At 58.8% G+C, this 25,670-nt stretch carries 18 protein-coding genes and 1 tRNA gene; 16 read left to right on the top strand and 3 right to left on the bottom strand.

All coding sequences use genetic code 11. From position 1 onward, the window contains the following. Positions 1-25: 25 nt before the first annotated feature. The 7 genes from AC3WKX_RS18450 (at position 26) to AC3WKX_RS18480 (ending at position 11,656) form a co-directional block, all read left to right on the top strand. Positions 26-8,410 carry a two-partner secretion domain-containing protein gene (locus AC3WKX_RS18450; RefSeq protein ID WP_102605396.1) on the top strand — a complete coding sequence of 2,795 codons (8,385 nt, stop codon included), beginning with the start codon at positions 26-28 and terminating at the stop codon, positions 8,408-8,410. A gap of 6 nt (positions 8,411-8,416) precedes the next feature. Next, the gene (locus AC3WKX_RS18455; RefSeq protein ID WP_008433668.1) at positions 8,417-8,875 is read left to right on the top strand and encodes an SMI1/KNR4 family protein; all 459 of its coding nucleotides are present in this window, start codon (positions 8,417-8,419) and stop codon (positions 8,873-8,875) included. Positions 8,876-9,010: 135 nt separating this feature from the next. Next, on the top strand, positions 9,011-9,247 hold the full coding sequence (locus tag AC3WKX_RS18460) for a methyltransferase domain-containing protein (protein ID WP_256579544.1): 237 nt from the start codon (positions 9,011-9,013) through the stop codon (positions 9,245-9,247). Between the two features lie 136 nt (positions 9,248-9,383). Further along, complete coding sequence (locus AC3WKX_RS18465; protein WP_008433669.1) at positions 9,384-9,545, top strand: hypothetical protein; 162 nt, start codon at positions 9,384-9,386, stop codon at positions 9,543-9,545. A gap of 4 nt (positions 9,546-9,549) precedes the next feature. Beyond that, positions 9,550-10,275: a hypothetical protein gene (locus AC3WKX_RS18470; protein WP_008433670.1), complete on the top strand. Its 726-nt coding sequence runs from the start codon at positions 9,550-9,552 to the stop codon at positions 10,273-10,275. A gap of 358 nt (positions 10,276-10,633) precedes the next feature. Next, a complete protein-coding gene (locus AC3WKX_RS18475) occupies positions 10,634-11,122 on the top strand; it encodes an Imm6 family immunity protein (RefSeq protein ID WP_008433671.1) in 489 nt (162 codons plus the stop codon). A 144-nt stretch (positions 11,123-11,266) separates the two neighbouring features. After that, positions 11,267-11,656, top strand: a complete 390-nt coding sequence (locus AC3WKX_RS18480) for an SCO4402 family protein (protein WP_008433672.1) — start codon at positions 11,267-11,269, stop codon at positions 11,654-11,656. A 50-nt stretch (positions 11,657-11,706) separates the two neighbouring features. On the opposite strand, the gene AC3WKX_RS18485 is transcribed toward AC3WKX_RS18480, so the two are convergent. Further along, positions 11,707-11,964 carry a hypothetical protein gene (locus tag AC3WKX_RS18485; RefSeq protein WP_008433674.1) on the bottom strand — a complete coding sequence of 86 codons (258 nt, stop codon included), beginning with the start codon at positions 11,962-11,964 and terminating at the stop codon, positions 11,707-11,709. A gap of 390 nt (positions 11,965-12,354) precedes the next feature. Here AC3WKX_RS18485 and AC3WKX_RS18490 point away from each other — a divergent pair, with 390 nt between their 5' ends. From AC3WKX_RS18490 to AC3WKX_RS18515, 6 genes are all read left to right on the top strand, one after another. After that, positions 12,355-13,047 carry a hypothetical protein gene (locus AC3WKX_RS18490; protein ID WP_102367864.1) on the top strand — a complete coding sequence of 231 codons (693 nt, stop codon included), beginning with the start codon at positions 12,355-12,357 and terminating at the stop codon, positions 13,045-13,047. Positions 13,048-13,396: 349 nt separating this feature from the next. Continuing rightward, positions 13,397-15,985 (top strand): autotransporter family protein, encoded by a 2,589-nt coding sequence (locus AC3WKX_RS18495; protein WP_102606309.1) that lies wholly within the window; start codon positions 13,397-13,399, stop codon positions 15,983-15,985. A gap of 88 nt (positions 15,986-16,073) precedes the next feature. Beyond that, on the top strand, positions 16,074-16,667 hold the full coding sequence (locus AC3WKX_RS18500; RefSeq protein ID WP_008433680.1) for a hypothetical protein: 594 nt from the start codon (positions 16,074-16,076) through the stop codon (positions 16,665-16,667). 74 nt (positions 16,668-16,741) lie between these two features. Then, the gene (locus AC3WKX_RS18505) at positions 16,742-18,403 is read left to right on the top strand and encodes a vWA domain-containing protein (RefSeq protein WP_102606310.1); all 1,662 of its coding nucleotides are present in this window, start codon (positions 16,742-16,744) and stop codon (positions 18,401-18,403) included. Between the two features lie 26 nt (positions 18,404-18,429). Continuing rightward, complete coding sequence (locus AC3WKX_RS18510; protein ID WP_102606311.1) at positions 18,430-18,990, top strand: RNA polymerase sigma factor; 561 nt, start codon at positions 18,430-18,432, stop codon at positions 18,988-18,990. Further along, positions 18,987-19,586 (top strand): hypothetical protein, encoded by a 600-nt coding sequence (locus AC3WKX_RS18515; RefSeq protein WP_102606312.1) that lies wholly within the window; start codon positions 18,987-18,989, stop codon positions 19,584-19,586. Before AC3WKX_RS18510 ends, AC3WKX_RS18515 begins: the two co-directional genes overlap by 4 nt. A 57-nt stretch (positions 19,587-19,643) precedes the next feature. On the opposite strand, the gene AC3WKX_RS18520 is transcribed toward AC3WKX_RS18515, so the two are convergent. Then, a tRNA-Arg gene (locus AC3WKX_RS18520) sits at positions 19,644-19,720 on the bottom strand. Between the two features lie 395 nt (positions 19,721-20,115). Here AC3WKX_RS18520 and gabD point away from each other — a divergent pair. From gabD to AC3WKX_RS18535, 3 genes are all read left to right on the top strand, one after another. Further along, on the top strand, positions 20,116-21,558 hold the full coding sequence (gene gabD / locus AC3WKX_RS18525) for an NADP-dependent succinate-semialdehyde dehydrogenase (protein WP_003218155.1): 1,443 nt from the start codon (positions 20,116-20,118) through the stop codon (positions 21,556-21,558). 181 nt (positions 21,559-21,739) lie between these two features. Further along, entirely contained in the window at positions 21,740-23,017 is a 1,278-nt protein-coding gene (gabT, locus tag AC3WKX_RS18530) for a 4-aminobutyrate--2-oxoglutarate transaminase (RefSeq protein ID WP_087693631.1), read from the top strand. Positions 23,018-23,154: 137 nt separating this feature from the next. Next, the gene (locus tag AC3WKX_RS18535; protein WP_003218151.1) at positions 23,155-24,363 is read left to right on the top strand and encodes an HDOD domain-containing protein; all 1,209 of its coding nucleotides are present in this window, start codon (positions 23,155-23,157) and stop codon (positions 24,361-24,363) included. A 120-nt stretch (positions 24,364-24,483) separates the two neighbouring features. Here the strand turns inward: AC3WKX_RS18535 and AC3WKX_RS18540 are convergent, their stop codons facing one another. Further along, entirely contained in the window at positions 24,484-25,482 is a 999-nt protein-coding gene (locus AC3WKX_RS18540; RefSeq protein WP_102606313.1) for a GGDEF domain-containing protein, read from the bottom strand. Positions 25,483-25,670 lie beyond the last annotated feature (188 nt).

The following is a 25,670-nucleotide window of genomic DNA, read 5'->3' on the forward strand; positions in this document are numbered from 1 at the left end:
GCCCCGTTACATCGAGAATATGACAATGGATGTTCGCCACTTTGCCTTCCTGGCCCGCCAACCTTCTGCTGCGCTGAAACCGCGAGACTCGTTCTTCGGCCTGCCCAAGCGCGGTTTGGTGCTGATCCTGGCCAACGCGCTGTTCTGGCAGCCGCTGCTGGCCCAGGCCGGAGGCATTGTGGTCAGTGCGCCGGGCACCACCGTCGGCCAGGCCGGCAATGGCGTACCGGTGGTGAACATCGCCACCCCCAATGGCAGTGGCTTGTCCCATAACCAATTCAAGGACTACAACGTCGGCCCCAACGGCGTGATCCTCAACAACGCCAACGGCCCCATGACGAACACCCAGCTGGGTGGCTACATCGTCGGCAACCCCAACCTCAAGGGCGGCGCGGCCAGCGTCATCCTCAACGAAGTCAACGGCGGCAGCCCCAGCCAACTGCGCGGCTACACCGAAGTGGCGGGCCAGTCGGCCAAGGTCATCGTCGCCAACCCGTACGGCGTTACATGCAGCGGCTGCGGCTTCATCAACACCCCCAACGTGACCCTCACCACCGGCAAACCGGTGCTCGACGCCAGCGGCCAGTTGCAGCGCTACCAGGTTGACGGCGGCGCCGTGACCATTGACGGCGAAGGCTTGAATGCCAGCAACGTCGACCGCTTCGAAATCATCACCCGCTCGGCCAAGATCAATGCGCAGATCAACGCACGAGAATTGACCGTCATTGCCGGGCGTAACGACGTCGATGCCAAAAGCCTGAAAGCCACCGCGCGCGCCGATGACGGCAGCGCAAAGCCCGAGCTGGCCATCGATTCCTCGGCATTGGGCGGCATGTACGCCGGTGCGATCAAACTGGTGGGCACCGAGGCCGGCGTAGGGGTGAAACTCGACGGTACGCTGGCCGCCAGTGGCGGCGATATCCAGCTGGATGCCAACGGGCGCCTGAGCATGGCGCAGACGGCGACCACCGGTAACCTCAAGGTCACCGCGCAGAACGTGAACCTGACCGACAAGGTCTACGCCGCCGGCAATGTGCAGGTGAGCAGTGCTGAAGAACTGGTCAACCAGAAGAGCCTGGCCGCTGGCCAACGCATCGAACTCAACGCCACCACCGTCACCAACCCGGGCATCATCGAAGCAGGCGTGCAGGCCGATAACAGCCGCAATGCCACCGGCGATGTGGTGGTGAATACGCAAACCCTGAACACCAGCGGCAACGTCCTGGCCAGCCGCTCGCTAAGCGCCACGGCCACCCGGGAACTGAACAACCAGGGCGCAGTGATCCAGGGTAAAACCGTCACGCTGAACAGTGCCAGACTGACCAGCCAGGGCGCCACCGCGCGGGTGTATGGCGAGCAAGCGCTGGCGATCAACGCGCCGGCCATCGTCAACCTCGGCGGGCTGATTCGCTTCGGTGCCGATCAGGCGGCAACGCTGCAAACCGATTCGCTGGATAACCGCCAGGGCCATATCCAGGTCGCGGGCGGCAGCTTGACGCTCAACAGCGGCACGCTGAATAACACCGGCGGGCAGATTGTCGCGGGCAACCTCGGTGTAACAGCGGACACAATCAACAACCAGAACGGTTTCCTGGTTGCCGACGCCGTGACGGTCAACGCCGCCCGCCTCGACAACAGTGCCAAGGGCTTGATCAGTGCCGAGAAAGGCGCGCTCAACCTCACCGTCACCAACACCTTCAACAACAGCCAGGGTCATGCCCAGGCTGGCACTGACTTGAACCTGCGCGCCGGTGACGTCGCCAACCAGGACGGCAAGCTGGTGGGTGGGCAACTCACCGCTACCCTCGGCAGCCTCAGCAACAACGACGCAGGTGTACTCAGCGCGGATGCCGGCAAGTTGACCTTGACCGTCGCCCAACAGTTGAACAACGCCAAAGGTCACTTGCAGGCCGCCCAGGGCGACATCGAACTGCACGCCGCGAGCCTGGATAACCAGGGCGGCGCCATCATCGGCAAGCAGTTGCTGCTGGATGCGCGAAGCGGGCAGATCGACAACCGCGCCGGGCGTATCGTCGGTGACCAACTGGACGTCCGCGCCGGCAGCCTCGACAACCGCAGTGCCGGGTTGCTGGCCGGTGGTGTGCCGGGTGTGAGCGTGGTGCTGAACGACCAATTGCTCAACACCCAGGGCCGTATTCAAAGTGAGGGTGACCTGCTGCTGACCGGCAAGCGCCTGGGCAACAGCGCCGGGATCCTGCTGGGCAAGGCCCTCACTGTCACCGCGCAAGACCTCGACAACAGCAGCAAGGGCGCGCTGGTCAGCAATGACGGCGACATCACCCTCAACATCAGCAACCTGCTGACCAACACCAACGGTGTGATCGACGCCGCCGAACGCAGTGTGCTGGTCAAGGCCTTGACCACCCTCAACAACCAGAGCGGCACCTTGCGGGGCAAGCGCCTGGATATCGCGGCGCAAACCCTCGACAACGACCAGGGCCAACTCCTGGCCGGCAATCAGGGCGTGAGCTACCGCGGCCAGGACCTGAGCAATCGCCAGGGCATGATCCTCAGCGGTGGTGCGGCGGTCGACCTGACGCTGGGCACCTTGAACAACCAGGGCGGCACCGTGCAAGGCGACAGCTTGACGGTGACAGCCGACAGCGTCGACAACAGCCAAGACGGTACCAAGGCCGGCGCGTTGACCGCCTTGAAGAGCGACCTGCAACTGACGGTCGAGGCCTTGACCAACCGGGGCGGCAAACTGTTCGGCAAGGAGCACGTCACCGTCTCCGGCGCCACCCTGGACAACAGCGCCAACGGCCAGATCAGCGGCAATCAGCTCAGCCTGACCTCGCGTACCCAACTGACCAACCAAGGCGGCCTGATTGAGTCCAACCAGGGCCTGACCTTCAATGGCGGCAACCTCGACAACAGCGCGGGCGGCCAACTGCGGGCGATGGAAGGCGCCAGCAGCACCCTGACGGTCACCGACCAACTGAATAACCAGAACGGCATTCTTGAATTCGGCAGCCAGGCCTTCAGCCTCAGCGCCGGGCATCTGAATAACCAGGCCGGGCAACTGCAGCACGCTGGCACCGGCGTGTTCAGCCTCAATACCAGCAGCCTCAGCGGCAGCCAGGGCAGCATCAATGGCCTGGGCACCGCCGACTGGTCGTTCGGCCGGGTCGATGGCCTCGGCCGTGTGCAACTCAATGAAGCCTTGCACTACACCAGCACCCAGGGCCTGAGCCTCAAGGCCGGCGACCGCCTGGCCAGCGCCAAGGGTCTGACCCTGGATGTCGCCAGCCTGGATAACGCGGGCGAGTTGCTCAGCGACGGTGACCTGAGTGTCAACCTGACCGGCGACATGACCAACAGTGGCCGCCTTTCGGCCCAGCAAAAACTGAGCGTGGTCGCCAACAACCTCAGCCAGAACGGCGGGCGTTTGGCCGGCGGCACCACCACCCGCATCACCCTGGGCGGTACGCTGGATAACCTCGGCTACCTCACCGCACGCCAGCAACTCGACATTGCCGCCGCACACATCAACAACCGCGGCACCCTCGGTTCACAAGGCAACGTCAACCTCAGCGCCAGCAATGGCATCAGCAATAGCGCCGACACGCTGCTGTTCAGCGGCGGCGATCTGACCCTGCGCGGGAACAGCTTCAGCAACCTGTACGGCGACGTCTACAGCAAGGGCAACCTGAGTTTCGCGGCGCTCGATGGCGGCATGGCGGCGGGCTTCAGCAACCTTTCCGGTACGGTTGAAAGCGAAGGCAATATCGGCATCAGTGCGCGGAATGTGGAAAACGCCAAGGCTGAATTCGAGTTGGGCCAGACCATCACCACCGGCAGCCTCAATTGGCAGTGCGGCCAGCACTGCGGCGGGCACGACTCGTTCAAGCGCGGTCAAATCACCATCAACCAGACCTACCTTGAATCCGCGATCAAGGACTCGGCCTCTGCGCGCCTGGTGGCGGGCAAAGACCTGCTGATCCAGGGCGACAACGTCCAGAACCGCTATAGCCTGCTGGCGGCGAATGGCAACCTGAGCATCACCGCCAACGACCTGCTCAACCAGGGCGCCGCGACTCGCACCGGGCAGAACACCATCGTCATCGGCACCCCGCAGCGCATCGACACCGATGAGTGGGACCGGATGGAATACATCGACGTACCCGCCTTCAACGCAGCAGTGGCAGCGGGTAATTTCGATGAAGCACGCTTTGAGGTGCTCAAGGCCCGGTCGAGCGACTGGCGTTTCTCCGAGCAAAGCAACGTCACCACCTGGACCGACAACGGCGGCCCAGGCTACACCGCGACGATACAGGCCGGTGGCGCGGTCAACCTCAACGTTGCGCGCACCCTGCAAAATGGCACGTTGCACACCAACACCCTGGAGCAACTGACCGGCACCCTCGGTGACGACCAGACCGGCATCCCCGTCGGCGGCATCAACATCAACCTGAGCAAGCACGTCAACGACGCCACCGCCCAGGCGCCGAGCAGCGTATTGCCGGTGACCAGCATCGCGCCCGACGGCCGCTACGTACCCGTGGACTACACCGGCGAGTCCTTCACCCCGGTCGACCCCACCACCGCGCCCGGCTTCCAGTTGCCCAAGGGCGACTACGGCCTGTTCATCAAAAACGCCGACCCCACCAGTCACTACCTGATCGAGACCAACCCGAACCTCACCACTGTGGCGGGCTTCTTCAGCTCCGACTACATGCTCGGCAAGCTCGGCTACAGCCCCGACAACGCCTGGCGTCGCCTGGGTGACGGGCAATACGAGTCACGGCTGATCCGCGATGCGGTGCTGGCGCAAACCGGGCAACGCTTCCTCGCCGGTGGCCTGACCAGCGACTACGACCAGTTCCGCTACCTGATGGACAACGCCCTGGCCAGCAAGGACGCCTTGCGCCTGAGCGTCGGCGTATCCCTCACTGACCAGCAAGTCGGCGCCCTGACCCACGACATCGTGTGGATGGAAAACCGCGTGGTCGACGGCCAGACCGTGCTCGTGCCGGTGCTCTACCTGGCCCAGGCCGACTCCCGCAACGTGCGCGGCAACAGCCTGATCCAGGGCCGCGACCTCAACCTGATGACCGGCGGCGACCTGATCAACGTCGGCACCCTGCGCGCCAGCAACAACCTCTCAGTGGCCAGCAGCGGCAGCCTCTACACCGGCGGCCTGATCGAGGCCGGCAACAACCTCAGCCTGCTGGCCCAGGACAGCATCCGCAATTCCATGGCTGGCGAGATACGCGGCACCCAGGTCAGCCTCACCACCCTGAAGGGCGACATCACCAACGACAACACCGCCATCCAGGTGCGCCAGGGTGCCGGCATGCGCACCCTCACCGACAGCAGCGCCGGCACCATCACCGCCCGCGAAAACCTGGCCATCGACGCTGGCCGCGACCTCACCAACCACGGTGCACTCACCGCCGGCGGCGATGCCGACCTGAAAGCCGGGCGCGACCTCAACCTGATCGCCGTCAGCGACACCAGCGAGATCCACGCCTTCAGCGACGGCGGGCACAAATCCAGCATCACCACCGACGTGAAAAACCAAGCGGCCACGGTCACGGCCGGTGGCAACCTGAGCATGGTGGCGGGGCAAGACGTCAACATCATCGGCAGCAACGCCACCGCGGGTAAGGACCTGAACATTCAGGCCGGGCGCGATTTCAACGTGGCGTCTGTCAGCGATGTGCACAACGTCGAAGGCAAGGAAAAAGACGGCAAGAAACGCATTAAGACCGCGGATGAGCAGACCACGCAGTTAGCCAGTGTGCTGACGGCGGGCAGGGACTTTACGAGCCAGGCCGGGCGCGACACCACGCTGGTGGCGAGCAAGATCAGTGCGGGGAATGAGGCTTATCTGTATAGCGGGGATAAGTTGAATTTGCTGGCGGCGCAGAACAGTACTCATACGTTGTATGACATGAAGGAGAACGGTGGCTGGGGCGCGAAGAAAGAGCAGCGAGACGAAGTAACCCGCACCACGAACGTTGGGACCGAGATCAAGACTGGCGGCAACCTCACGTTGATCAGCGAAGGTGACCAGCGTTACCAGGTCGCGAAGCTTGATAGTGGTAATGACATCATTCTTAACAGTGGCGGGGCCATCGTCTTTGAAGGCGTCAAAGACCTTCATGACGAGAGCCATACCAAGAGCAAGGGTGACCTCGCTTGGTTCAGCGCCAAAGGTAAAGGCAACACTGACGAAACGCTGCGCCAGAGTGAAATGATCGCTCAAGGGCAGGTCGTTATCAAAGCTGTCGACGGATTGAAGATTGATGTCAGGCAGATCGATCAGCAAACCGTTAGTCAGACCATCGATACCATGGTCAAAGCCGATCCGAATCTGGCTTGGCTCAAGGATGCTGAAAAGCGCGGTGACGTGGACTGGCGCCAAGTCAAAGAGATCCACGATAGCTTCAAATACAGTAACTCCGGTTTAGGTGCGGGCTCGCAGATTGTAATAGCAATTCTGATGGCCGCATTTGTCGGGCCGTTGGCAATGACTGCGGCTGCAGGTGCTGGAGCAGGCGTCGCTGTCGCGGCAGGTGCGGGAGCCGTAGCGGCAGGCGCTGCGACCAATGCGACGGTTAGTGTCGTTAATAATCGTGGCAACTTAGGGGCGGTGTTCAAGGATGTCACCTCTTCGGATGCTTTGAAGGGGTATACGATTTCCGGTGTGACCGCTGGATTGACCGCAGCTTATTTTGATGGCTGGACCGGAACTCATACTGATCAGGCGACTAAGCAAATAACGGGGCCACAGCTCAACACATGGACTGGTGTAGGGCAGTTTGCCGCGAACCAGACATTGCAAGGCGGTACTTCAACGCTGTTGAGTAAAGCATTGGGGCAGGGCGGCAGTGGGAGTGAGGCGCTGAAAACTGCGCTATTCAATACCCTGGCAGCGGCCAGCTTCAATGCCGTCGGCGACTACACGAAAAAGTGGAACATCGAAAACGGTTCAATTCCCAAGATCGCGATTCATGCGATGGTCGGTGGCCTCTTGGCCGAAGCAACGGGTGGAGATTTCCGTACAGGCGCATTGGCAGCCGGCGCCAATGAGGCACTGGTCGTACAGCTTAACGACATCGTGAAGGGCGACAAGACATTGTTGTCCATGAGTTCTCAACTGGTCGGTGTTTTAGCTGCGGCCACACAAAAAGATGCAGATGCTAGCAAATTGGAGAAGGGTGGCTGGGTGGCGAAAAATGCCACGCAGTACAACCACCAGCTTCACAAGTCTCAAGCCGATGCGTTGGATGAACAGCGACGGTTCCATCCGGAAAAGGCTGATCGTTTGAATGCGGCGGCCTGCGCTTTGGTTAGTTGCGCAGAGTCGATCCCGACCAACGATGAAACCTATAAGGACTTCAAGGCACTTCAGGATCGCGGCGCCACTTTTAGTGAGGAGATCGCGTTACTTGAGGCGACCGGCCAGTTTGGTGGCCGTAGTTGGCAGGATTGGAGCGACGATACGCTCAATGCTCACGGCAAGGCGGTGCAGGTCGTTGGAGCAAGCAAAGACACTGCCCTTGGCCTAGTCGGAGGGGCTACTGCATATACCGGGATGGTGATGTCGTCACCCGCATGTGTTGGCGTTGTTACCTGTGCCTTACCCATCGGCTTAGGAGCGCTTGGCACCACCTCGATGGTGGGGGCATGGGATTCTGCTAGCCGGATTACGGCGGATTTTAAATCCAATGAGCCCGACCGAGTGCTAGCTTCTTTCTTTCCGGAAACCTTTCCAGGAGAGTCGAGCGTAACGTCTGACCTGGCATGGAGCACGGCGAAATCCGCAGCTCAGGCGGCTCTGTTTGGCGGCGCGAGTAAATACTTTAATGGTAAGTTAGCTGGAGAGCTTGCCAGTGGTGCAAAAGGGCTAGGTTCTGCTGGTACGGGCACGACGGCGGGTAGTAATGTTGCAAGTACGACGCCTAAAGTTGATGTTTTTTGGAATAAAACAACAGTTCTAGATAGGACTGTTTATCAACGTAACGACCTCTTTGACCCAGAGGCCCTATCGACCTGGAGAGTACGAGGTAAAACTGTTGAAGGCTCAAACCTTGAGAGGATGGCCTCGGGTCGAGCACCAATTGGGTATGATGGGAAATCAGTTGAGTTACATCATCTCTCGCAAACTGAAGTTAATGGATTCGCTGGTACTCGTGGTTCACTTGCAGAAGTTGGTTCTGTTTTCCATAGCCAGAATAGCAGTGTTCTTCATGTCCCATCCAATGCCGCTCAAAGCTTTAGGTATACTCGTTACAAAGACTCTGCAGAATACAGAAACCCTACGACTGACTATGTTTCAGTTCCTACGGATTTGAATGCAAAAACATTGACAAAGCAGGCTAAAGAGTTTAACTCTTATCAGTCGGATTATTGGAAGTTGCGGGCTCGGAGCGGGGAGTAATTAGGCGTGGATTATTCGAGAATAATTAATCTTATTAAAGAGTCGGATTACGTTGAGTTTGCTGATTATGGTGACGGGATTGCTGATGAGTGGATTTATAAAGCTGAAGCTCGTCTTGGGTTGAAGTTGCCTGATAGCTATAAATGGTGGCTGAAGTGTTATTCTGGCGGGGAAATATCTGGGGAGGAGATTTATAGTATCTACGAAATGGATTTTGATAGTGTAAGGGGGGGGGATATCGTTTATATGTCAATCGTTAACGGTCGAAATGGGTTGTGTGGGAAGGAGAGGCTATTTATCTGCGAACCGCCGGGTGCAGGGGAATCATTTTATTTTGCCACGGACGATGGTCTTAATGATGGAGAGTATCCTGTTTATAGGCTTGAACTTTCTGATCAAACTTCTAGTTTGTATGCGAAAAACTTTATCGATTTCTTAGAAAAAAGAATAATGTCTTTCAGTTGAATAACGATTCTGCGTTTAAAAAATGGTTGAGAAAGGCTCGGTGCAAAAGCGACAGGAGAATTAGCTAGTTCTGGTGGGAAACCCACTGTTGAGTTATTTGGTGGGAAGAATGCTCAAACTCCTGGTGCTATAAACGTGGATGTCCGAGCAGATATTCAGTCTGGTATTCGAGCGGACGCAACGAAACTTCCTTTCAAGGATAGTTCGGTGGGAGAGATTGTTGCTAGTAACCCATTCATTCCCAAGAGTGCAGGTGGTACTAACTCAATGATGGATTTTCTTCCGGAAGCTACTCGCGTGGTTGAGCCTGGTGGAAAGATATTTGTCAACGCAAATGCTGCGAACCCTTACGGAAAAATACCAAGTGCGTAAAGGGGACGGATTTATTTAAATATTTAAAAATCCAGATGAGTTGATTAAATAAATCCGTCCCCTTTGACCCAATGTGGTGAGTTTGAAAACGATTGATACCCGAGGTAAAGGGTGGTCTTATGACATGAGACCCCATATGGACACCTTGCAAAGTTCAAAAATTACCGTGGATGGCGTACCGGCAACGAAAATTTTGGACATCCGAGTTCAACCGGGCGGAATGGCTGACGCGAGCAAGCTTATAGAGTATGGAAAGCAACGTAATATTACTGTGATTATTAAAGAGTTCGGTGGCTAATCATATGGCTGAAATTGAAATTGTCTTTAGCGAGAGGCTACATGATGGCGCTTCAGTTGTATGGGGGCGGCTAATACAACAGCTCAAAAACTTTAATGAGGATACCGTCATTGATGGCTTTACCGGCAAGAAAATAGGGTTGGCGGACGTTTCGAATTACTTGGAGAAAAACAAGTGTCAGAGTTTTTTTATTGAGCTGGCAAACGGTTCTGTCGAGTTTTCGTATGTGGCAGATAAAGCGTTTTATCGGCTTGATATGAAACACCTGGCGAATTCGATTGAAGTTGCACAGACCTTGATTGAAGCTTTAATCGATGAGCCCGGCTTTGTTCAGGCTCGAATTTACGACGCCGAGTATGATCGATGGCAAAATGCCGAGAGTCTTACGCTCTTTGAAGTTGAGCGCGTCGAACACGCTCATCTGCCCAAGAAAAGTAATGGGCTGCCTTTTCCGCTGACCCAAGAGGTCGTAGATATATCAAAAAATCCTGGGCGTTGGGTTTTAAGAAACGGCTACATTGAGGCGGTTGGCGCTTTCATGTGGGTAAGCAAATCCTTGCTTCAGTTAGTGGGTGTCGACGAAAAGAAGTTAATGGATATCGACTGCTTTGCAGTAGAAGATTTGGGCGGCGTTTTGAAGATTGCTGCCTATAATCAGTGCTTCACTGCAGCCGTAGGGGCTCAGGCAGAGAGGCAGGACTTGCTGAGAGAAGTTTTGTTTAACGCGTGAATTAGAGCGAGAATCGGGCGCGGGAAATAGGGTTCAGGCCACGGTTTTCTAATTAAAGTATTAATAGTGGTCTGACCCCCTATTTCTCGGTCGATGATATAACAGCGTAAAGGGGGCGGATTTATTTAAATATTAAAAATTTCTTATGAGTTAATTAAATAAATCCGTCCCCTTTAACCAAATGCAAGTGGTATCTGTAATAAGTGTAGTGCAGGTTTGACGGGTAATAGTGACCTGAATGGGGTGGTTAAACAATTCAGTCAGCGCTATCCTACTCTTCTGCTAAGAGTTACCGCTGAGGGAGGGGCAGCAATGCCAAATCGTCTAACAGTCCTAGTTAAAGATGGGAGAATAGTTAATGGACAATGAAGAAGCGCTTAAAGTCATTGACAGTATGATGTGGGTAAAGAAAGCCTCAATTTTCCTTCTGTTGCTTGATTATGCTCTACGTAACCTTGACTCGGCGAGTGATACGCAAAAAAAATGTCAGGAGGCAGTTGATAAGTGTTGGCGATGGTTGTCTGATCGAGGGCTCAGTGCTGATGAATTAGCATATTATCTAGACTCCGATGATATGCAGAGCGGACCGCTGGCAGAAGGAAATTTTGCATCTGAAAGCGTAGAACAAAATAGTTTAATTTTAATATTGTTGGTGATCGGTTTTTTTGCCAATAAGGCCTATAAGATTGTAGGGCTACAAGAGCAAATGTCTGAGCCGGTATGTGAGGCGGACGAGAGCTCTGCTGTATATATTGTTGCTTATATTGAACGGATAGGCTTGTCTGATAAGTTGAGTGTTTATCTATCTGCACACGTTTTGGAAAATAGGGGGCAATCCACGTTTTAATGCTGGCAGAGTTGCTCTTTAACGTAAAGGGCAAGGATTTATTTAGGACGTAAAAGTGACGGATTTGTTTAAATATTAGATTTAAAAACTCCAGCTAGGTCAATTAAATAAATCCGTCCCCTTTGCCCAGAGTGAGTATAAAAAATGGAAAACTTGGAACTCTCCGAGTTAAAATTTCCGAGTATGAGAGAGGAGCTGGTTTCCTATCTGGCAGGTTTGTCGGACTCAGATTACCAGTTCCGTGCCTGGGTAGAACGTTCATCGCCGAATTTAGCTTATGATGAACTTGATTACACAATACATTTTTTATATGACGATACAGGGCTCGCTGAAAATGCATACACTTGGATAGGGCTAGTTTTGAAAAATGATCAGGAAGCTAGAGCCATCGAGGACGTGGTTCAAGCTATTGACGCGCTTTTTGATAAGTATGGTCCTGATCTTTCTGATAAAGAGTATTTGGAAAAAGAAGAGTGGGCACGCATAGTGTGCGTTTCTAAAGATGCTTTAAAAGTTTTGCTTCATGGTAAGTGAGGTTGTTTAACCGAGTTAAAGGGGCGGCACCCAGGCCGCCCGGCTTTTACTCAGGATGGATCGGTATTGAGTCTGCGACTGATGACATCCAGCAAATCACACCCATCGCGCAGCGGAATCGCCAGCAATTGGGCGAAGTCTTGAAGCACCACAGCATCGCTGCTGAGTTGGTCGCGGAAGGCCAGGTTTTCCAGCAGTTGGGTGACGGCGCGAATCCGGTACACGGCGGCGTCGTGGAGGACATCGAGGGGCGCATGGGTGTCGATAAGCAGGGCGGGGACGGTGCAGTCGTGGCCCGTGAGGGGCATGTATCGATTCATTGTCAGTACTCTGTTGGTGGATTAAGCCACCACTCATTCGTCGCCAAACGAATGGGTGGCGGCCGTACGCAGGTTGGCGAACCGGCAACAGAGAAAACCGGCAGACCCGAAGGTCTCCCGCGCACAGCCGCCATATCATGCACAGCTTTGCGGGTGCAAAAACACCTGCATAGAAGCGGGATGCTTTTGCGCTCTGTTGTCAGGTCGCCAAACCTGAATCGCCATGTGGGCGACGGCCCGGACTATAAGCCCGCACCCAAACCCACGCAAGGCAGCAAAGTACTGGCCCACTCCCAATGCCTCATGTCTTCACCCCCATTGCCGACACCCTGGCGATGATTAAACGCATCCACCCACCACCAACATTAAAGGACTGATGTGAAAAACCTTCTCCTGATTCTCCTCTCCACCCTCATCCTCGGCGGCTGCGTCAGCCAGCCCCTCACGCCCGAGCATCGCGCACAGGTCAAGACGGTCAAAGTGCTGCCCGTAAAGTGGGAAAAGAACATGGTCTACATGGGCCGTGAACAAGCCTGGGGTGCGGCCCTGGGCGCCGGGCTTGGTGCGGGCGTCGGCATGGCCAGCGGCGCGTCCAAGCTGGGCACGGCGGCCTTGAGCGGCGCGGGGTTTGCCGCCGGCATGAAGGCAGGGCAACTGGCCGAGATGTCGACGCCGGCCGCGATCCTCACGGTGATGGACGCCGAAAATATCGACTTGGGCGTGTTGCTCAAGCAGGCCTTTATCGATGCCTTGGGTAAGACGTCATCGCTCAAAGTGGTGGGTGACGACGAGCCGGCCGATGCGCAGATTCAACTGACGGTAGGCGAGTGGGGCTTTCGCCTGACCCAGGGTTTCAGCAGCGTGGTCTACCCGACGCTAACCGTGGTGGCGCGCATGGACCGTGGCGACGAGATGCTCTGGCGCACGGTGGAGTCGATCACGCCGTTCAATGGCCAGAATGTCTACGGTTACACGCCGCTCACTTATCGCACTGATCCTGAGGCGTTGCGCCGCGCGTTGACGGGTATCACGCAGATCTCCGGGAGTTATCTGGTGAAGGAGCTCAAGTAGACCAGCGAGAGGTCGCCGCGTGGCTTGCGGTGGCTGATCCTGACGCGAGCAGTTTGATAGAACCCGCCGAGCACCTTGAACATTTTGTATATCCCAGTGTCTTTACCCCGCCCACCCGCAACCGGTCGGGCTGCATGGACTGCAGCGTTTTCAAATGACATTAAGGATTAATGTGAACCTCGCCCCCCAAGCCTCTTTTCTGTCACCGCCCGCTGTGGTGCACAGGCGCGCGCCTGCGTTTCAGGAAGGCACCCTGGGGGAATGCATTCGGATCAATTGATCCCTCGCTTAGTACACCTACTGCCGCCGGGCCTATTGGCGGCTTTTAATGTAGTTCATGGAGTTTGAAATGAAGCGTAAGCAGTTCCAGAAAAGCCTGTTGGCACTCATGGTCGGCGCAATCAGTACGCAAGCGCTGGCGGTGGAATTCGACCTGGGGCAGGGCAAGAACATTTGGGTCGGCGAGACCTTTAATGAGTCATTGATTATCAACGGGACGTTCTCCGAAGTAGTGGTGCCGACCACCACCAACCCTGCCGGACTGGGTGTGGCCAACACCACTATCCAGGGTTCGTTGATCAACCGTGCCGACATCACTCTGGATTCCCAGGGCGCCGCCATCCGTGCGATTGCCCTGGACCCGCTGTTCTGGTCGGGCCCGCAGAACCTGAGCCCGGGAACTGTCACCGGGGACGTGGTCCAGGCGGGCAACATTCTTATGAAAAATGGGGGTTACGAGGGGCTTGAGATCGGCGCGACGACCATCGGTGGAAGTGTCATCAACTCCGGCACCATCCGTTCCACGCTGCCCCTGACGCCGCCGGCTTCACCTTCCTACGTGGATGGCGGCGAAGGCATTTACCTGCATGGCACCACCATCGCCGGCGACGTCTCGAACACCGGTGTGATCGACATGAACGGTGATTACGCCATCGGCCTGATCCTCGACCGCCAGAACAATCTGGGGACCACCGTCGGCGGCAAAATCCTCAACGCCGGCACGCTCAAGGCGACGGGCGAGGGCGCCTGGGGCATCGAGGTGGAAACCGACACCAACCCTCTGCGCATCGAAAACAGCGGCCTGCTTTCTGCCAACGGCAATGACGCCAAGACGGTGATGTTTCTAAACGGTAAGGTCGACTACATCCTCAACACCGGCACCGTCGAGGCCACGGGCACCAACGCCAATGCCTTCGAGTTTGCCGGGGCAACCTTTGCCCAGAACAGCGCGACCGGCGCGCGCGGCATCGTTAACCGCGGCACGATCAGCGCCGATGGTACAGCCATTCATGTAGATGCCACGGACCAGACCTCGGCGTTCGAGATCAACCAGCAAGCCGGCGAAATCCGCAGTAACGCCGGCATCGCCATCGACGCGGCAAACCTGGCCACCTTGAACTGGACGGGCGGCAAGATCATCGGCGACGTGCTCAACGTCAACGCCGTGAATATCGCCGGCCAGGCCGATTTCACCGGCAGCCGCATCATCGCGCCGGTATCGGTCAACTCGGGCTCGCTGAACCTGTCGGCGCCCGGTACTGCGATCACTGGCAACCTCAACGTTGCTAGCGGCGCAGGTATTGATATGCACCTGGCCGACAGCGTAGTGCCGACCACGCCGTACCTGACTGTCAACGGTGCAGCGAATTTCGCCCAGGCTTCGAAGCTGACCGTGAGCGCCAAGCCGGGCGACTTCGCCAGCACCAACAACGGCACTCAGTACACCCTGTTGCAAGCCACCAGCGTGCAAGACAATGGCCTGTCTGTGGCCAGCTCGTCCTCTCTGCTGAACGTGCTGAGCTACTCGGCCGACGCGCAAACGGTCAAGGCCGTAGTGGCGGTTAAAGACAACCAGCAAGTGCAGCAGGAGCTCGCCGCGGTGGGCGCCGGCGCTGCGTCAGCGACGGCGGTGAACACCTTTAAAAACGACGTACTGAGCGGACTCAATCAGAACGACCCAGTGTTCCAAACCCTGGCTGACGCCGGCACAGCACAGCAGCTTGCTCAGGTCAGCGAACAACTCAAGCCGGACGTCAATCGCGGCGCCCTGGACGTGGCGTTGTCGGGCCAGACCGTGGTCAACGGCGCGATCTTCAACCGCCTCACCGACCAGCGCGAAAGCCATCAAACCGGCGGCGTGTGGGTGCAGGGCCTGAGCAGCAACATGGACCAGGACGGGCGTGGCGGCAACAACGGCTACTCGGCCAACAGCAGCGGCATGGCCGTGGGTGTGGACGGGCGCTTGAACGACACCACCACGTTGGGCGTGGCGTACAGCTACCTTAACTCTAACATCCATTCCGACCTCGGCAACAAGACCGATGTGGAGGGCCATGCGCTGTCGCTGTACGGCAACTGGTCGCTGCAAAACTGGTTTGTCGACGGCAGCCTCAGCTATGGCCATAACGACAACGACAGCAAACGCCATATCGCCGGCACCACAGCCAAGGGCAGTTACGACAGCAATGTGCTGTCTGCCAGTGTGATCGGCGGCTACAGCTTCAAGCCGTCGCAGGCCGTGGTGATCGAGCCGCGCGTGGCAGCGCGTTACGCCAACGTGCGCATGGACGGTTTCAACGAGAAGGGCTCCTCGGCCGCGCTGAGCACCCAGTCGCAACGCTATGAAGTGGGCGAGCTGGGCGCTGGTGTGCGCTTGGCGGGCAACTTGCCCATGGGTGCCGGTAGCTTGCAGCCGGAAGCAACCTTGATGGCGTATCACGACCTGATGGGTGATCGCGTCGCACAAACCTCCAGCTATGTGCTCGGCGGTTCTGCGTTCACCGTCACCGGCGCTTCGGTGGCGCGTGACAGCTATGAAGCCAGTGTCGGCGTGAACTACCAGGTGTCGGACTTTACCGTGGGTGCCAGCTACACCCGCCAGGCCCGCAGTGGTTTTGATGCCGATGGGGTCATGCTCAAGGCGCGGTACGCGTTTTAAGTATTACGGCCGATAGAAAACGGCATCGGGCTGCGGTTCTCCCACGTAGCCCGAGCCAGATTTTTAAATGTGCTCAAGGAAGTAACCCATGAAAAAGACCTCACTCTTAATCCTCGCCCTGGTCTTGGCCGGCTGCCACTCCACTGCCAGGAACTCCTCGCCAAGCCTGCTGACGGACGGCGTCCAGTTGCAGCAGAAAAAGGTCGAGGTGGACGCCGAACACGCCAAGGTCATCATGAAGGCAACCGGTTTTACCTATCCGGTGCAGTTCTCCGTACGCCGTAGTTCCGATGCAGATCAGCGTCCGGAAATCCTCGGGACGGTGGTGGATTCCGGCCGTGGCAAGGTATTCGGCTGGATCGCCAAGATGAACGAAGTGGGCAACAGCGCCGTCGCCAAACGCTTCCCGCAGTTGGAAGTGCAGGCTGACCCGGGGCAGCCCTTTGAAGTGATCGGCGAGTCACGGGTCTACAACGCCAACTATGTCGGCCTCGTCAAAACCTATGTGTATGAGTGCGGCCCCATGAGTTCGACCTTCAAGCCTGAGAAGCAAAAGGTTTACCTGGTGGAATTCGTGATTATCGGGAAGGGCTGTGAGCAGCATGTGTATGACGTAACTGCGCCTAACGAGCGTGTCCCGGTGGCGACTGTGGCAGCGACGGGAAATATTCCGTCGCTCTAAGTTGCTTTAACCCGAATCGCCAGCCCCTTGCGTCTGACCTTGTGAACGGATCATTCATTCACGAGGTTCAGCCCATGTCCCGTCCTCTTCTGCTGTTGCGCCCTGCCGCCCAAGGCTTCACCGTGACCCTGCTGGTGGCGCTTGCCGGGTGTGGGCTTTCTTCATCCCGTGACGTGGCCAAGCCCGCTGAGTCGGCGCCTGTCGTGGAGGTGCAAAGTGAGCCCGCCAGCGTCCAGGGGGCCATGGTCAAGCGGAGGGTTGCGCCTGCACCGATGGCGTCGCGATTGGTCATGAACGACTCGATCGCCATGCAATACCAGACCGAGCCTCGGGAGCAATATCAGAACCTCCCGGACAACCCGATCCGCAGCGTTGCCGAAACACCGGTCTCCACCTTCAGCGTCGATGTCGACACCGGCAGCTATGCCAACGTACGACGTTTCCTTAATCAAGGCAGCCTGCCGCCCGAAGGTGCTGTGCGACTTGAGGAGATGGTCAATTACTTCCCTTATGACTACGCCTTGCCCACCGACGGCTCGCCCTTTGGCGTGACCACTGAAGTGGCACCGTCACCCTGGAACCCCCACACCCGACTATTGCGCATCGGCATCAAGGCCTCGGACCACGCCGTGGCGGACCTGGCTCCGGCTAACCTGGTGTTCCTTGTGGATGTGTCAGGCTCGATGAATCGCCGCGAAGGCCTGCCTCTGGTCAAGAGCACCCTGAAATTGCTGGTGGACCAACTGCGCGACCAGGACCGCGTCTCGCTGGTGGTCTACGCCGGCGAATCGCGGGTGGTGCTCAAGCCCACCTCGGGCCGGGACAAAACCACGATCCGCAATGCCATCGACCAACTTACCGCCGGCGGCTCAACCGCAGGCGCGTCGGGGATCGAAATGGCCTACCAAATGGCACGCGAAGGGTTTATCGACAAAGGCATCAACCGCATCCTGCTGGCCACCGATGGCGACTTCAACGTGGGCGTCAGTGACTTCGACAGCCTCAAGCAAATGGCCGTCGACCAGCGCAAAAGCGGCGTGTCCCTGACCACCCTCGGCTTCGGTGTGGATAACTACAACGAACACCTGATGGAACAACTGGCCGATGCCGGTGATGGCAACTACGCCTATATCGACAACCTGCGCGAAGCCCGCAAAGTGCTGGTGGACCAGCTCAGCTCAACCCTCGCCTTGGTGGCCCGGGATGTGAAACTGCAAGTGGAATTCAATCCGGCGCAGGTCAGTGAATACCGATTGCTGGGTTATGAAAACCGCGCCCTGAAGCGTGAGGATTTCAACAACGACAAGGTCGACGCCGGCGAAATCGGTGCAGGGCATACAGTGACCGCGTTGTATGAAATTGTCCCGAAGGGTGAACAGGGTTGGCTGGAGCCACTGCGCTACGCATCGGCGGCCAAGGCTGACGGTAAAACTGATGAGTTGGCGATGTTGCGGGTACGCTACAAACCAGCGGAAGGCGGCGATAGCCGACTGATCGAACACCCGATCAGCAACCAGCACAGCGGCAAACCCAGCGACGACCTGCGCTTCTCTGCTGCCGTGGCCGCCTTCGCCCAGCAACTCAAGGGTGATGGCCGCTACACTGGCAGCATGAGTTTCAAGGACACGGCCGCACTGGCCCGCTCCGCTCGGGGCGACGACCCTTTTGGTTTGCGCGGCGAGTTTGTGCAACTGGTCGAATTGGCCCAGAACCTCCAGGCCCCGGCCAAACACTGATCCACCTCAAAGGAGTGCGCCACCTGATGGATTCACCCAGCGACGAAGCCCTGCTGTCCCGCTACCGCAGCGGCGACGGTGCAGCGTTCGAGGCCCTGTATGCGCGGCATCGACAGGGCCTGTACCGTTTTCTGGTGTCCTTGAGCAACAAGGCCGAACTGGCCGAGGAAGTGTTCCAGGACACCTGGCTCAGCCTGATCCGCAGCACCAGCGAGCCACAGGGCCGGGCGAGTTTTCGCACCTGGCTGTTCCAGATTGCCCGCAACCGCCTGATCGACCACTGGCGCAAGCACGGCATCCACAACCCGCTGCGCGACAGCTACGATGAGCAGCTTCACGGCCAGCCCGACGACAGCGCCGGGCCTGAGCAACTGCTGAGCCTGAGCCGCGACCAGGCGCGCCTGGACAGCGCGTTGCAAGACTTGCCCGAAGATCAGCGCGAAGTGTTCCTGCTGCGCCTGCATGGCGAGCTGGAAGTGCCACAAATCGCCGCGCTCACCGGCGCCCCACTGGAAACGGTAAAAAGCCGCTTGCGTTACGCCCAGCAGAAACTGCGCCGACTGCTGGCCGAGGAGGTACCCGCATGACTGACCCCCGACATACCCAGGACTCGAACGACGAGCTGCTGATCGAGCATTTCCGTCAACACACCAGCGGCGAGCCGCCGGCTTCCCTGGACGCCTTCATCCTGGCCACCGCCCACCGTGAAGCACCGGTGCGGCAACCCGGCCTGTGGCAGCGTTGGTTACAGGCCTGCCAACGGCCGCGCTGGCAGATGGCGTTTGCCACCGTCGCGGGTGTGGCCCTGATGATTGGTTTGGTCACGCGCTCGCCGGTGCCGCAGCCGGAGTTATCCACAGGTACTTACGCGGCGGCTCCGCAAGAACTCGCTCGTCCGGCCCCGGCAGCGGCGCCGATGGCTCGATTCTCAGTGGCTCCGCAGGCTGACAGTGCGCCGCAGGTGCAGGCAGAAGTCGCGGGCTCGCTGGCGGATGAGCCGGTGGCGAAGATGAGCAAGCGCGCGGCTGTTGTGCTGCCGTCATTGGAGCAAGGGCTGCAGGAGATCCTGCGGTTGCGGCAGGTGGGAGAGACGAAGGCGGCGGATGAGAAGCTGTTGGAGTTGCATAAGCGCTTTCCCAAGGAAGACTTGCCGGCGCGGTTGGAGGCGTTGCAGAAACCCTGAATCGACGCCCACAAAAAAGCCCCAGGCCTTTCGACCTGGGGCTTTTTCATCTGTATCTGGTGCACCCGGCGGGATTCGAACCCACGACCCCTGCCTTCGGAGGGCAGTACTCTATCCAGCTGAGCTACGGATGCTTGTGCGGGCGACATCATACCCATGTCGACCTTGGGCGTCCATGCCGCTTTTCGGCCTGCTGCCAGTAGGATTAGGCGCTGCCGAAGCCCTGTACCGGGCATCTCGACGAATTGCGGTTGAACTCGCCCGAAACACGCTGATCAGAAAAATCGAGCAAATGCGCCGTTTTCGTTCTTTTTTTCGAACAGACTATTGCCCTGCACCCCCATTGATCCTAGGATTCGTTTGAGATTTCAAACGCTCCTGCCTGGGTGCTGAACCGCACATTTGTCCTTTCGTGCGCTATTTACGTGCTTGCGCCCAGTGAATGATTTCCCTGACGGCAGCCCTCAAGGCGCCTTTCAACAACTCTAATTCGCTCCGCGCGTGCGCGGTGCTGTTAAGGAAAGCCGACATGCAGCTCAAAGACACCCAGTTGTTCCGCCAGCAAGCCTTTATTGATGGCGCTTGGGTCGATGCGGACAACGGTCAAACGATCAAGGTCAACAACCCCGCTACCGGCGAAATCCTCGGTACCGTGCCAAAAATGGGCGCCGCCGAAACCCGTCGCGCCATTGAAGCAGCTGACAAGGCCCTGCCGGCCTGGCGTGCACTTACCGCCAAGGACCGCGCCAACAAGCTGCGCCGCTGGTTCGAGCTGATCATCGAGAACCAGGATGACCTGGCTCGCCTGATGACCCTGGAACAAGGCAAGCCGCTGGCCGAAGCCAAGGGCGAAATCGTCTATGCCGCCTCGTTCATCGAGTGGTTCGCCGAAGAAGCCAAGCGCGTCTACGGTGATGTGATTCCCGGCCACCAGCCGGACAAGCGCCTGATCGTGATCAAGCAACCAATCGGCGTTACCGCTGCCATCACGCCGTGGAACTTCCCGGCCGCGATGATCACCCGTAAAGCCGGCCCGGCCCTGGCTGCCGGTTGCACCATGGTGCTCAAGCCTGCGTCGCAAACCCCATTCTCCGCGTTCGCCCTGGCTGAACTGGCCCAGCGTGCCGGCATTCCGAAAGGCGTGTTCAGCGTGGTCTCCGGCAGCGCCGGCGATATCGGCAGCGAGCTGACCAGCAACCCAATCGTGCGTAAGTTGTCCTTCACCGGCTCCACCGAAATCGGTCGCCAGCTGATGGCCGAATGCGCCAAGGACATCAAGAAGGTTTCCCTGGAACTGGGCGGTAACGCGCCGTTTATCGTGTTCGACGACGCAGACCTGGATAAGGCCGTCGAAGGCGCGATCATTTCCAAGTACCGCAACAACGGCCAGACCTGCGTCTGCGCCAACCGCCTGTACATCCAGGATTCGGTGTACGACGCGTTCGCCGAGAAACTGAAAGTGGCAGTGGCCAAGCTGAAGATCGGCAATGGTCTGGAAGAGGGCACCACCACCGGCCCGCTGATCGACGAGAAGGCCGTGGCCAAGGTTCAGGAGCACATCGCTGACGCCCTGAGCAAAGGCGCGACCCTGTTGGCTGGCGGCAAGGTGATGGAAGGCAACTTCTTCGAGCCGACCATCCTGGTCAACGTGCCGAAAGATGCTGCCGTGGCCAAGGAAGAAACCTTCGGTCCACTGGCGCCGCTGTTCCGCTTCAAAGACGAAGCCGAAGTGATCGCGATGTCCAACGACACCGAGTTCGGCCTGGCTTCCTACTTCTATGCCCGCGACCTGGGCCGTGTGTTCCGTGTGGCTGAAGCCCTGGAATACGGCATGGTCGGCGTCAACACCGGGTTGATCTCCAACGAAGTGGCGCCGTTCGGCGGCATCAAGGCTTCGGGCCTGGGCCGTGAAGGCTCCAAGTACGGGATCGAGGACTACCTGGAAATCAAATACCTCTGCCTGGGCATCTAAGCCCGGCAAGGCATTGCTGCAAACGCAAAGGGCACGAGAGCGCTGTCCCTTTGCGTGTTTCACCCGTTATTCGTAGTGGCCGGGAAAGCTGTGGCAGTCGATCATCGCATGCTGCCGTAGTTGCCTCCCCGCCACGTATTCCTTGGACCACGCCACCCGATGAGTGGCGAATGAGGACTTTATGAGCAAGACCAACGCATCCCTGATGAAACGCCGCGAAGCCGCTGTACCACGCGGTGTTGGCCAGATTCACCCGATCTTCGCCGAGTCGGCGAAGAACGCCACCGTGACCGACGTTGAAGGTCGCGAGTTCATCGACTTCGCCGGCGGTATCGCCGTGCTGAACACCGGCCACGTGCACCCAAAAATCATCGCCGCCGTGACCGAACAGCTGAACAAGCTGACTCACACCTGCTTCCAGGTACTGGCTTACGAACCGTACGTTGAGCTGTGCGAAAAAGTTAACGCCAAGGTCCCGGGTGATTTCGCCAAGAAAACCCTGCTGGTCACCACCGGTTCCGAAGCGGTAGAGAACGCCGTGAAGATCGCCCGTGCCGCCACTGGCCGTGCCGGCGTGATCGCGTTCACCGGCGCCTACCACGGTCGCACCATGATGACCCTGGGCCTCACCGGCAAAGTCGTGCCGTACTCGGCCGGCATGGGCCTGATGCCAGGCGGCGTGTTCCGCGCGCTGTTCCCGAACGAGCTGCACGGTGTGAGCGATGACGACTCCATCGCCAGCATCGAACGCATCTTCAAGAACGATGCCGAGCCGCGTGATATCGCTGCCATCATCATCGAGCCGGTGCAGGGCGAAGGCGGTTTCTACGTCGCGCCTAAATCCTTCATGAAGCGCCTGCGCGAACTGTGCGACAAGCACGGCATCCTGCTGATCGCCGACGAAGTGCAAACCGGTGCCGGCCGTACCGGTACTTTCTTCGCCATGGAACAGATGGGCGTTGCCGCCGACCTGACCACCTTCGCCAAATCCATCGCAGGCGGCTTCCCGCTGGCCGGTGTATGCGGCAAGGCTGAATACATGGACGCCATTGCGCCAGGTGGCCTGGGCGGCACCTACGCTGGCAGCCCGATCGCTTGCGCCGCGGCCCTGGCCGTGATGGAAGTGTTCGAAGAAGAGCACCTGCTGGACCGCTGCAAGGCTGTGGGCGAGCGCCTGGTGACCGGTCTGAAAGCTATCCAGGCCAAGTACCCGGTGATCGGCGAAGTGCGTGCCCTGGGCGCGATGATTGCGGTCGAGTTGTTCGAAAATGGCGACAGCCACAAGCCGAACGCCGCTGCTGTCGCTTCCGTGGTGGCCAAGGCGCGTGACAAGGGCTTGATCCTGCTGTCCTGCGGCACCTACGGCAACGTATTGCGCGTGCTGGTTCCGCTGACTTCGCCGGACGAGCAGTTGGACAAAGGCCTGGCGATCATCGAAGAGTGCTTCTCCGAGCTGTGATCAAAAGTTGACCTGATCGACAAAAAACCCGCTTAGGCGGGTTTTTTTGTGCCCGATGAACGGTATTCAGCCGTTGTTCATTGTACGCAGGCGGCTCCTTTGTCTAAGGTGCTGGTATTGCCGATGGAGCGTGCTGGATGACTGCTGTTGATTTACCGGCTGTACCCCGTGTGTTGATTGCCGAGGCCGACCCTTGGTCCCGAGATCTGCTCAAGCAGGTGTTGCTGAATGTGCGCTGTGACGCACGGCTGGATGTGTGTGCCGATGGCCAGCGGGCCACCGAGTTGCTGCGTGACAAACCCTATGACCTGATCATTGCCGATTGGGAGCTGCCCGGCGTCGATGGCCTGAGCCTGCTGCGCAGCGTGCGCCTGCAACGGCGTACGCCGCTGTTGCCGTTTATCCTGCTGAGTACCCGCAACGACAGCGCCAGTGTGCGCGAAGCCTTGCCCCTGGCACCGACCGCGTACCTGACCAAACCCCTGAACATGGAAAGCCTGACCCAGCGCCTGCAGGACTTGCTGCTGAACGAAGGTGAGACGGTGTATTGCGAAGTCCCGGCCCTGGCGCCGGGCATGACCTTGCCGGTGTTTCTGGAGCGCCGCCGGGAAGCCTCCGACGGCGCGCCGCTGCGGGTCGACGTGCAGGCTGCGGTGCAACATAGCCTGGAGCCGGAGGGCCTGGACCTCAAGCGCCTGGAAGAGCAGGTGCGCATGGACCCTCAGATTACTGCCGTGTTGATCGCCGCCGCCAACAGCGCCGGCCATCACGGTTCGCCGGTACAGACCCTGGGCATGGCCCTGCACAAGCTGGCGGCGGGGCAGAGCATGAACCTGATCCTGGGGCTCGCCCTCAAGCACAACGTGGTACTGAGCGACCCGAGCCTTGTGGATTACGCCGAGCGTCATTGGCAGCTGTCCCAGCGTACCGCCGACTACGCCCGCAGCCTGGCGCGCATGCTCGACCTGGATCACGAGCGCTGCTACAGCGCCGGGATCCTCCATCGCCTTGGCGACCTGGCCTTGCTGCGGTGCCTGCAAGACTGGCTGCTGGGCGGTGGCGAACTGGATGATGAAGCGATTGGCGAGTCCCTCTACACCTTCGGCGCGGCCTATGGTTCGGCACTGCGCACACGCTGGCGCCTGCCGCTGGAGTTGCGCCAGTTGATCGCGGCGATTTATTCGCTGGAGGGCGGGGTGTATTCCCGCGAAGCGCTGGTGATGAACCTGGCGGCGCAACTGGCGCGGCTGACCGAGCATGAAGGCGTCGAGGCATTGGCGAAAGGCAAGACGGCACGCTTGCTCAAGGTGGGTTTGCCGGAATTGACGCGTATGCGCAAAACCTAGCAGGCGATGCGTGCCAGTGTGGGAGCTGGCTTGCCTGCGATAGCATCATCCCGGTACAACCAACACGCCGAGGTGCCTGCATCGCGGGCAAGCCCGGCTCCCACAGGTCATCGTGTGGCGTCAGCCGGGGAGCACGCGGTTTTTGCCCTGGCGCTTGGCCTCGTACATGGCCGCGTCAGCGCGGGCAAACAGGCTGTCCACATTGGCGTCCTCGGCGGTCAGGCTGGCCAGGCCCTGGCTGACGGTGATCGCGAAGCTCTCACCGTCGTGGCTGAAACTCAGCTGCGCAATCTCGTGCCCCAGGCGTTCGGCCACCTGCATTGCCATCTCCGGGGCACAACCGGGCAGTATGGCGGCGAACTCTTCGCCGCCAATGCGCCCGAACAGGTCGCCACGGCGCAGAACTCCCCGACCGCTCTCGGCGATACGCTGCAACACCTGATCGCCTTCCAGGTGGCCGTAGGTGTCGTTCACCACCTTGAAGTCATCGATGTCCAGCAACAGGAACGCCAGGGGCGTGCCTTGCAGGCAGGCGCGTTCAAACTCGTGGTGGGCGCACTCGAAGAAATGCCGGCGGTTGCTGCTGCGGGTCAGCACATCGGTGGTGGCCAGGCGGTGCAGCTCCAGCTCCAGCTGCTTCTTTTCAGTGATGTCTTCGGCTATGCCTACCACGATCACCGGCTGGCCGGGCTCGGCCTGCTGGTTGATGTAACACTTGTCGCTGAGCCAGCGGATCTGCCCGTCGGCGGTGATGATGCGGTACTCGCGGTCTTCCACGGCGCCGCTGTGCAGCACCTGGGCCAGGCTGTGCTCGGCGTAGTCGAGGTCTTCGGGGTGGATGCTGTTGCGCCATTCCCGATAGTCGGTCAACAACATGCCCGCCGTACGTCCGAAAACCCGCTCATAGGCCGGGCTGACGTACAGCACGCGGCGAGTGTCCCACTCGATTGCCCAGAGCACGGCATTCACACTGACCAACAGCGAACTCAGCAGTTGCTCGCGTTCACTCAGCCGTTCCACTTCGCCCTGAGCATGCATCAGGGCCAGTAACGTAGCGGCGGCTGCCGGTCGTGGCTGTTCGAGGACGGGGGTGTCGGTGAAGGTCTTTTCGTGGACCATCGGCACAACTCTCTCTGGGCATGCCGCGGGGTTGGGCAGCGGTCACAACAAGGGCCGCCGGGATGGCGAAGTGTTGATTGAGAGGGGGAATTTGCTGCGAAGTTCCGTTATCAGCGCCGATTAGAGGCGACCAAGAAATGGCGCCAGAAACATGTAGGAGCGAGTTTGTTGGGGGGAGGGGCTTGCTG

The organism is Pseudomonas sp. GP01-A4, from assembly GCF_058780865.1.

Coding starts and splice junctions, on each gene's coding strand:
- AC3WKX_RS18510 (WP_102606311.1), top strand. CDS start 18,430: ATGGATTCACCCAGCGACGAAGCCCTGCTGTCCCGCTACCGCAGCGGC.
- gabT (WP_087693631.1), top strand. CDS start 21,740: ATGAGCAAGACCAACGCATCCCTGATGAAACGCCGCGAAGCCGCTGTA.
- AC3WKX_RS18485 (WP_008433674.1), bottom strand. CDS start 11,964: ATGCCCCTCACGGGCCACGACTGCACCGTCCCCGCCCTGCTTATCGAC.
- AC3WKX_RS18540 (WP_102606313.1), bottom strand. CDS start 25,482: ATGGTCCACGAAAAGACCTTCACCGACACCCCCGTCCTCGAACAGCCA.
- AC3WKX_RS18505 (WP_102606310.1), top strand. CDS start 16,742: ATGTCCCGTCCTCTTCTGCTGTTGCGCCCTGCCGCCCAAGGCTTCACC.
- AC3WKX_RS18495 (WP_102606309.1), top strand. CDS start 13,397: ATGAAGCGTAAGCAGTTCCAGAAAAGCCTGTTGGCACTCATGGTCGGC.
- AC3WKX_RS18535 (WP_003218151.1), top strand. CDS start 23,155: ATGACTGCTGTTGATTTACCGGCTGTACCCCGTGTGTTGATTGCCGAG.
- AC3WKX_RS18470 (WP_008433670.1), top strand. CDS start 9,550: ATGGCTGAAATTGAAATTGTCTTTAGCGAGAGGCTACATGATGGCGCT.
- gabD (WP_003218155.1), top strand. CDS start 20,116: ATGCAGCTCAAAGACACCCAGTTGTTCCGCCAGCAAGCCTTTATTGAT.
- AC3WKX_RS18475 (WP_008433671.1), top strand. CDS start 10,634: ATGGACAATGAAGAAGCGCTTAAAGTCATTGACAGTATGATGTGGGTA.
- AC3WKX_RS18465 (WP_008433669.1), top strand. CDS start 9,384: ATGGACACCTTGCAAAGTTCAAAAATTACCGTGGATGGCGTACCGGCA.
- AC3WKX_RS18450 (WP_102605396.1), top strand. CDS start 26: ATGGATGTTCGCCACTTTGCCTTCCTGGCCCGCCAACCTTCTGCTGCG.
- AC3WKX_RS18515 (WP_102606312.1), top strand. CDS start 18,987: ATGACTGACCCCCGACATACCCAGGACTCGAACGACGAGCTGCTGATC.
- AC3WKX_RS18500 (WP_008433680.1), top strand. CDS start 16,074: ATGAAAAAGACCTCACTCTTAATCCTCGCCCTGGTCTTGGCCGGCTGC.
- AC3WKX_RS18480 (WP_008433672.1), top strand. CDS start 11,267: ATGGAAAACTTGGAACTCTCCGAGTTAAAATTTCCGAGTATGAGAGAG.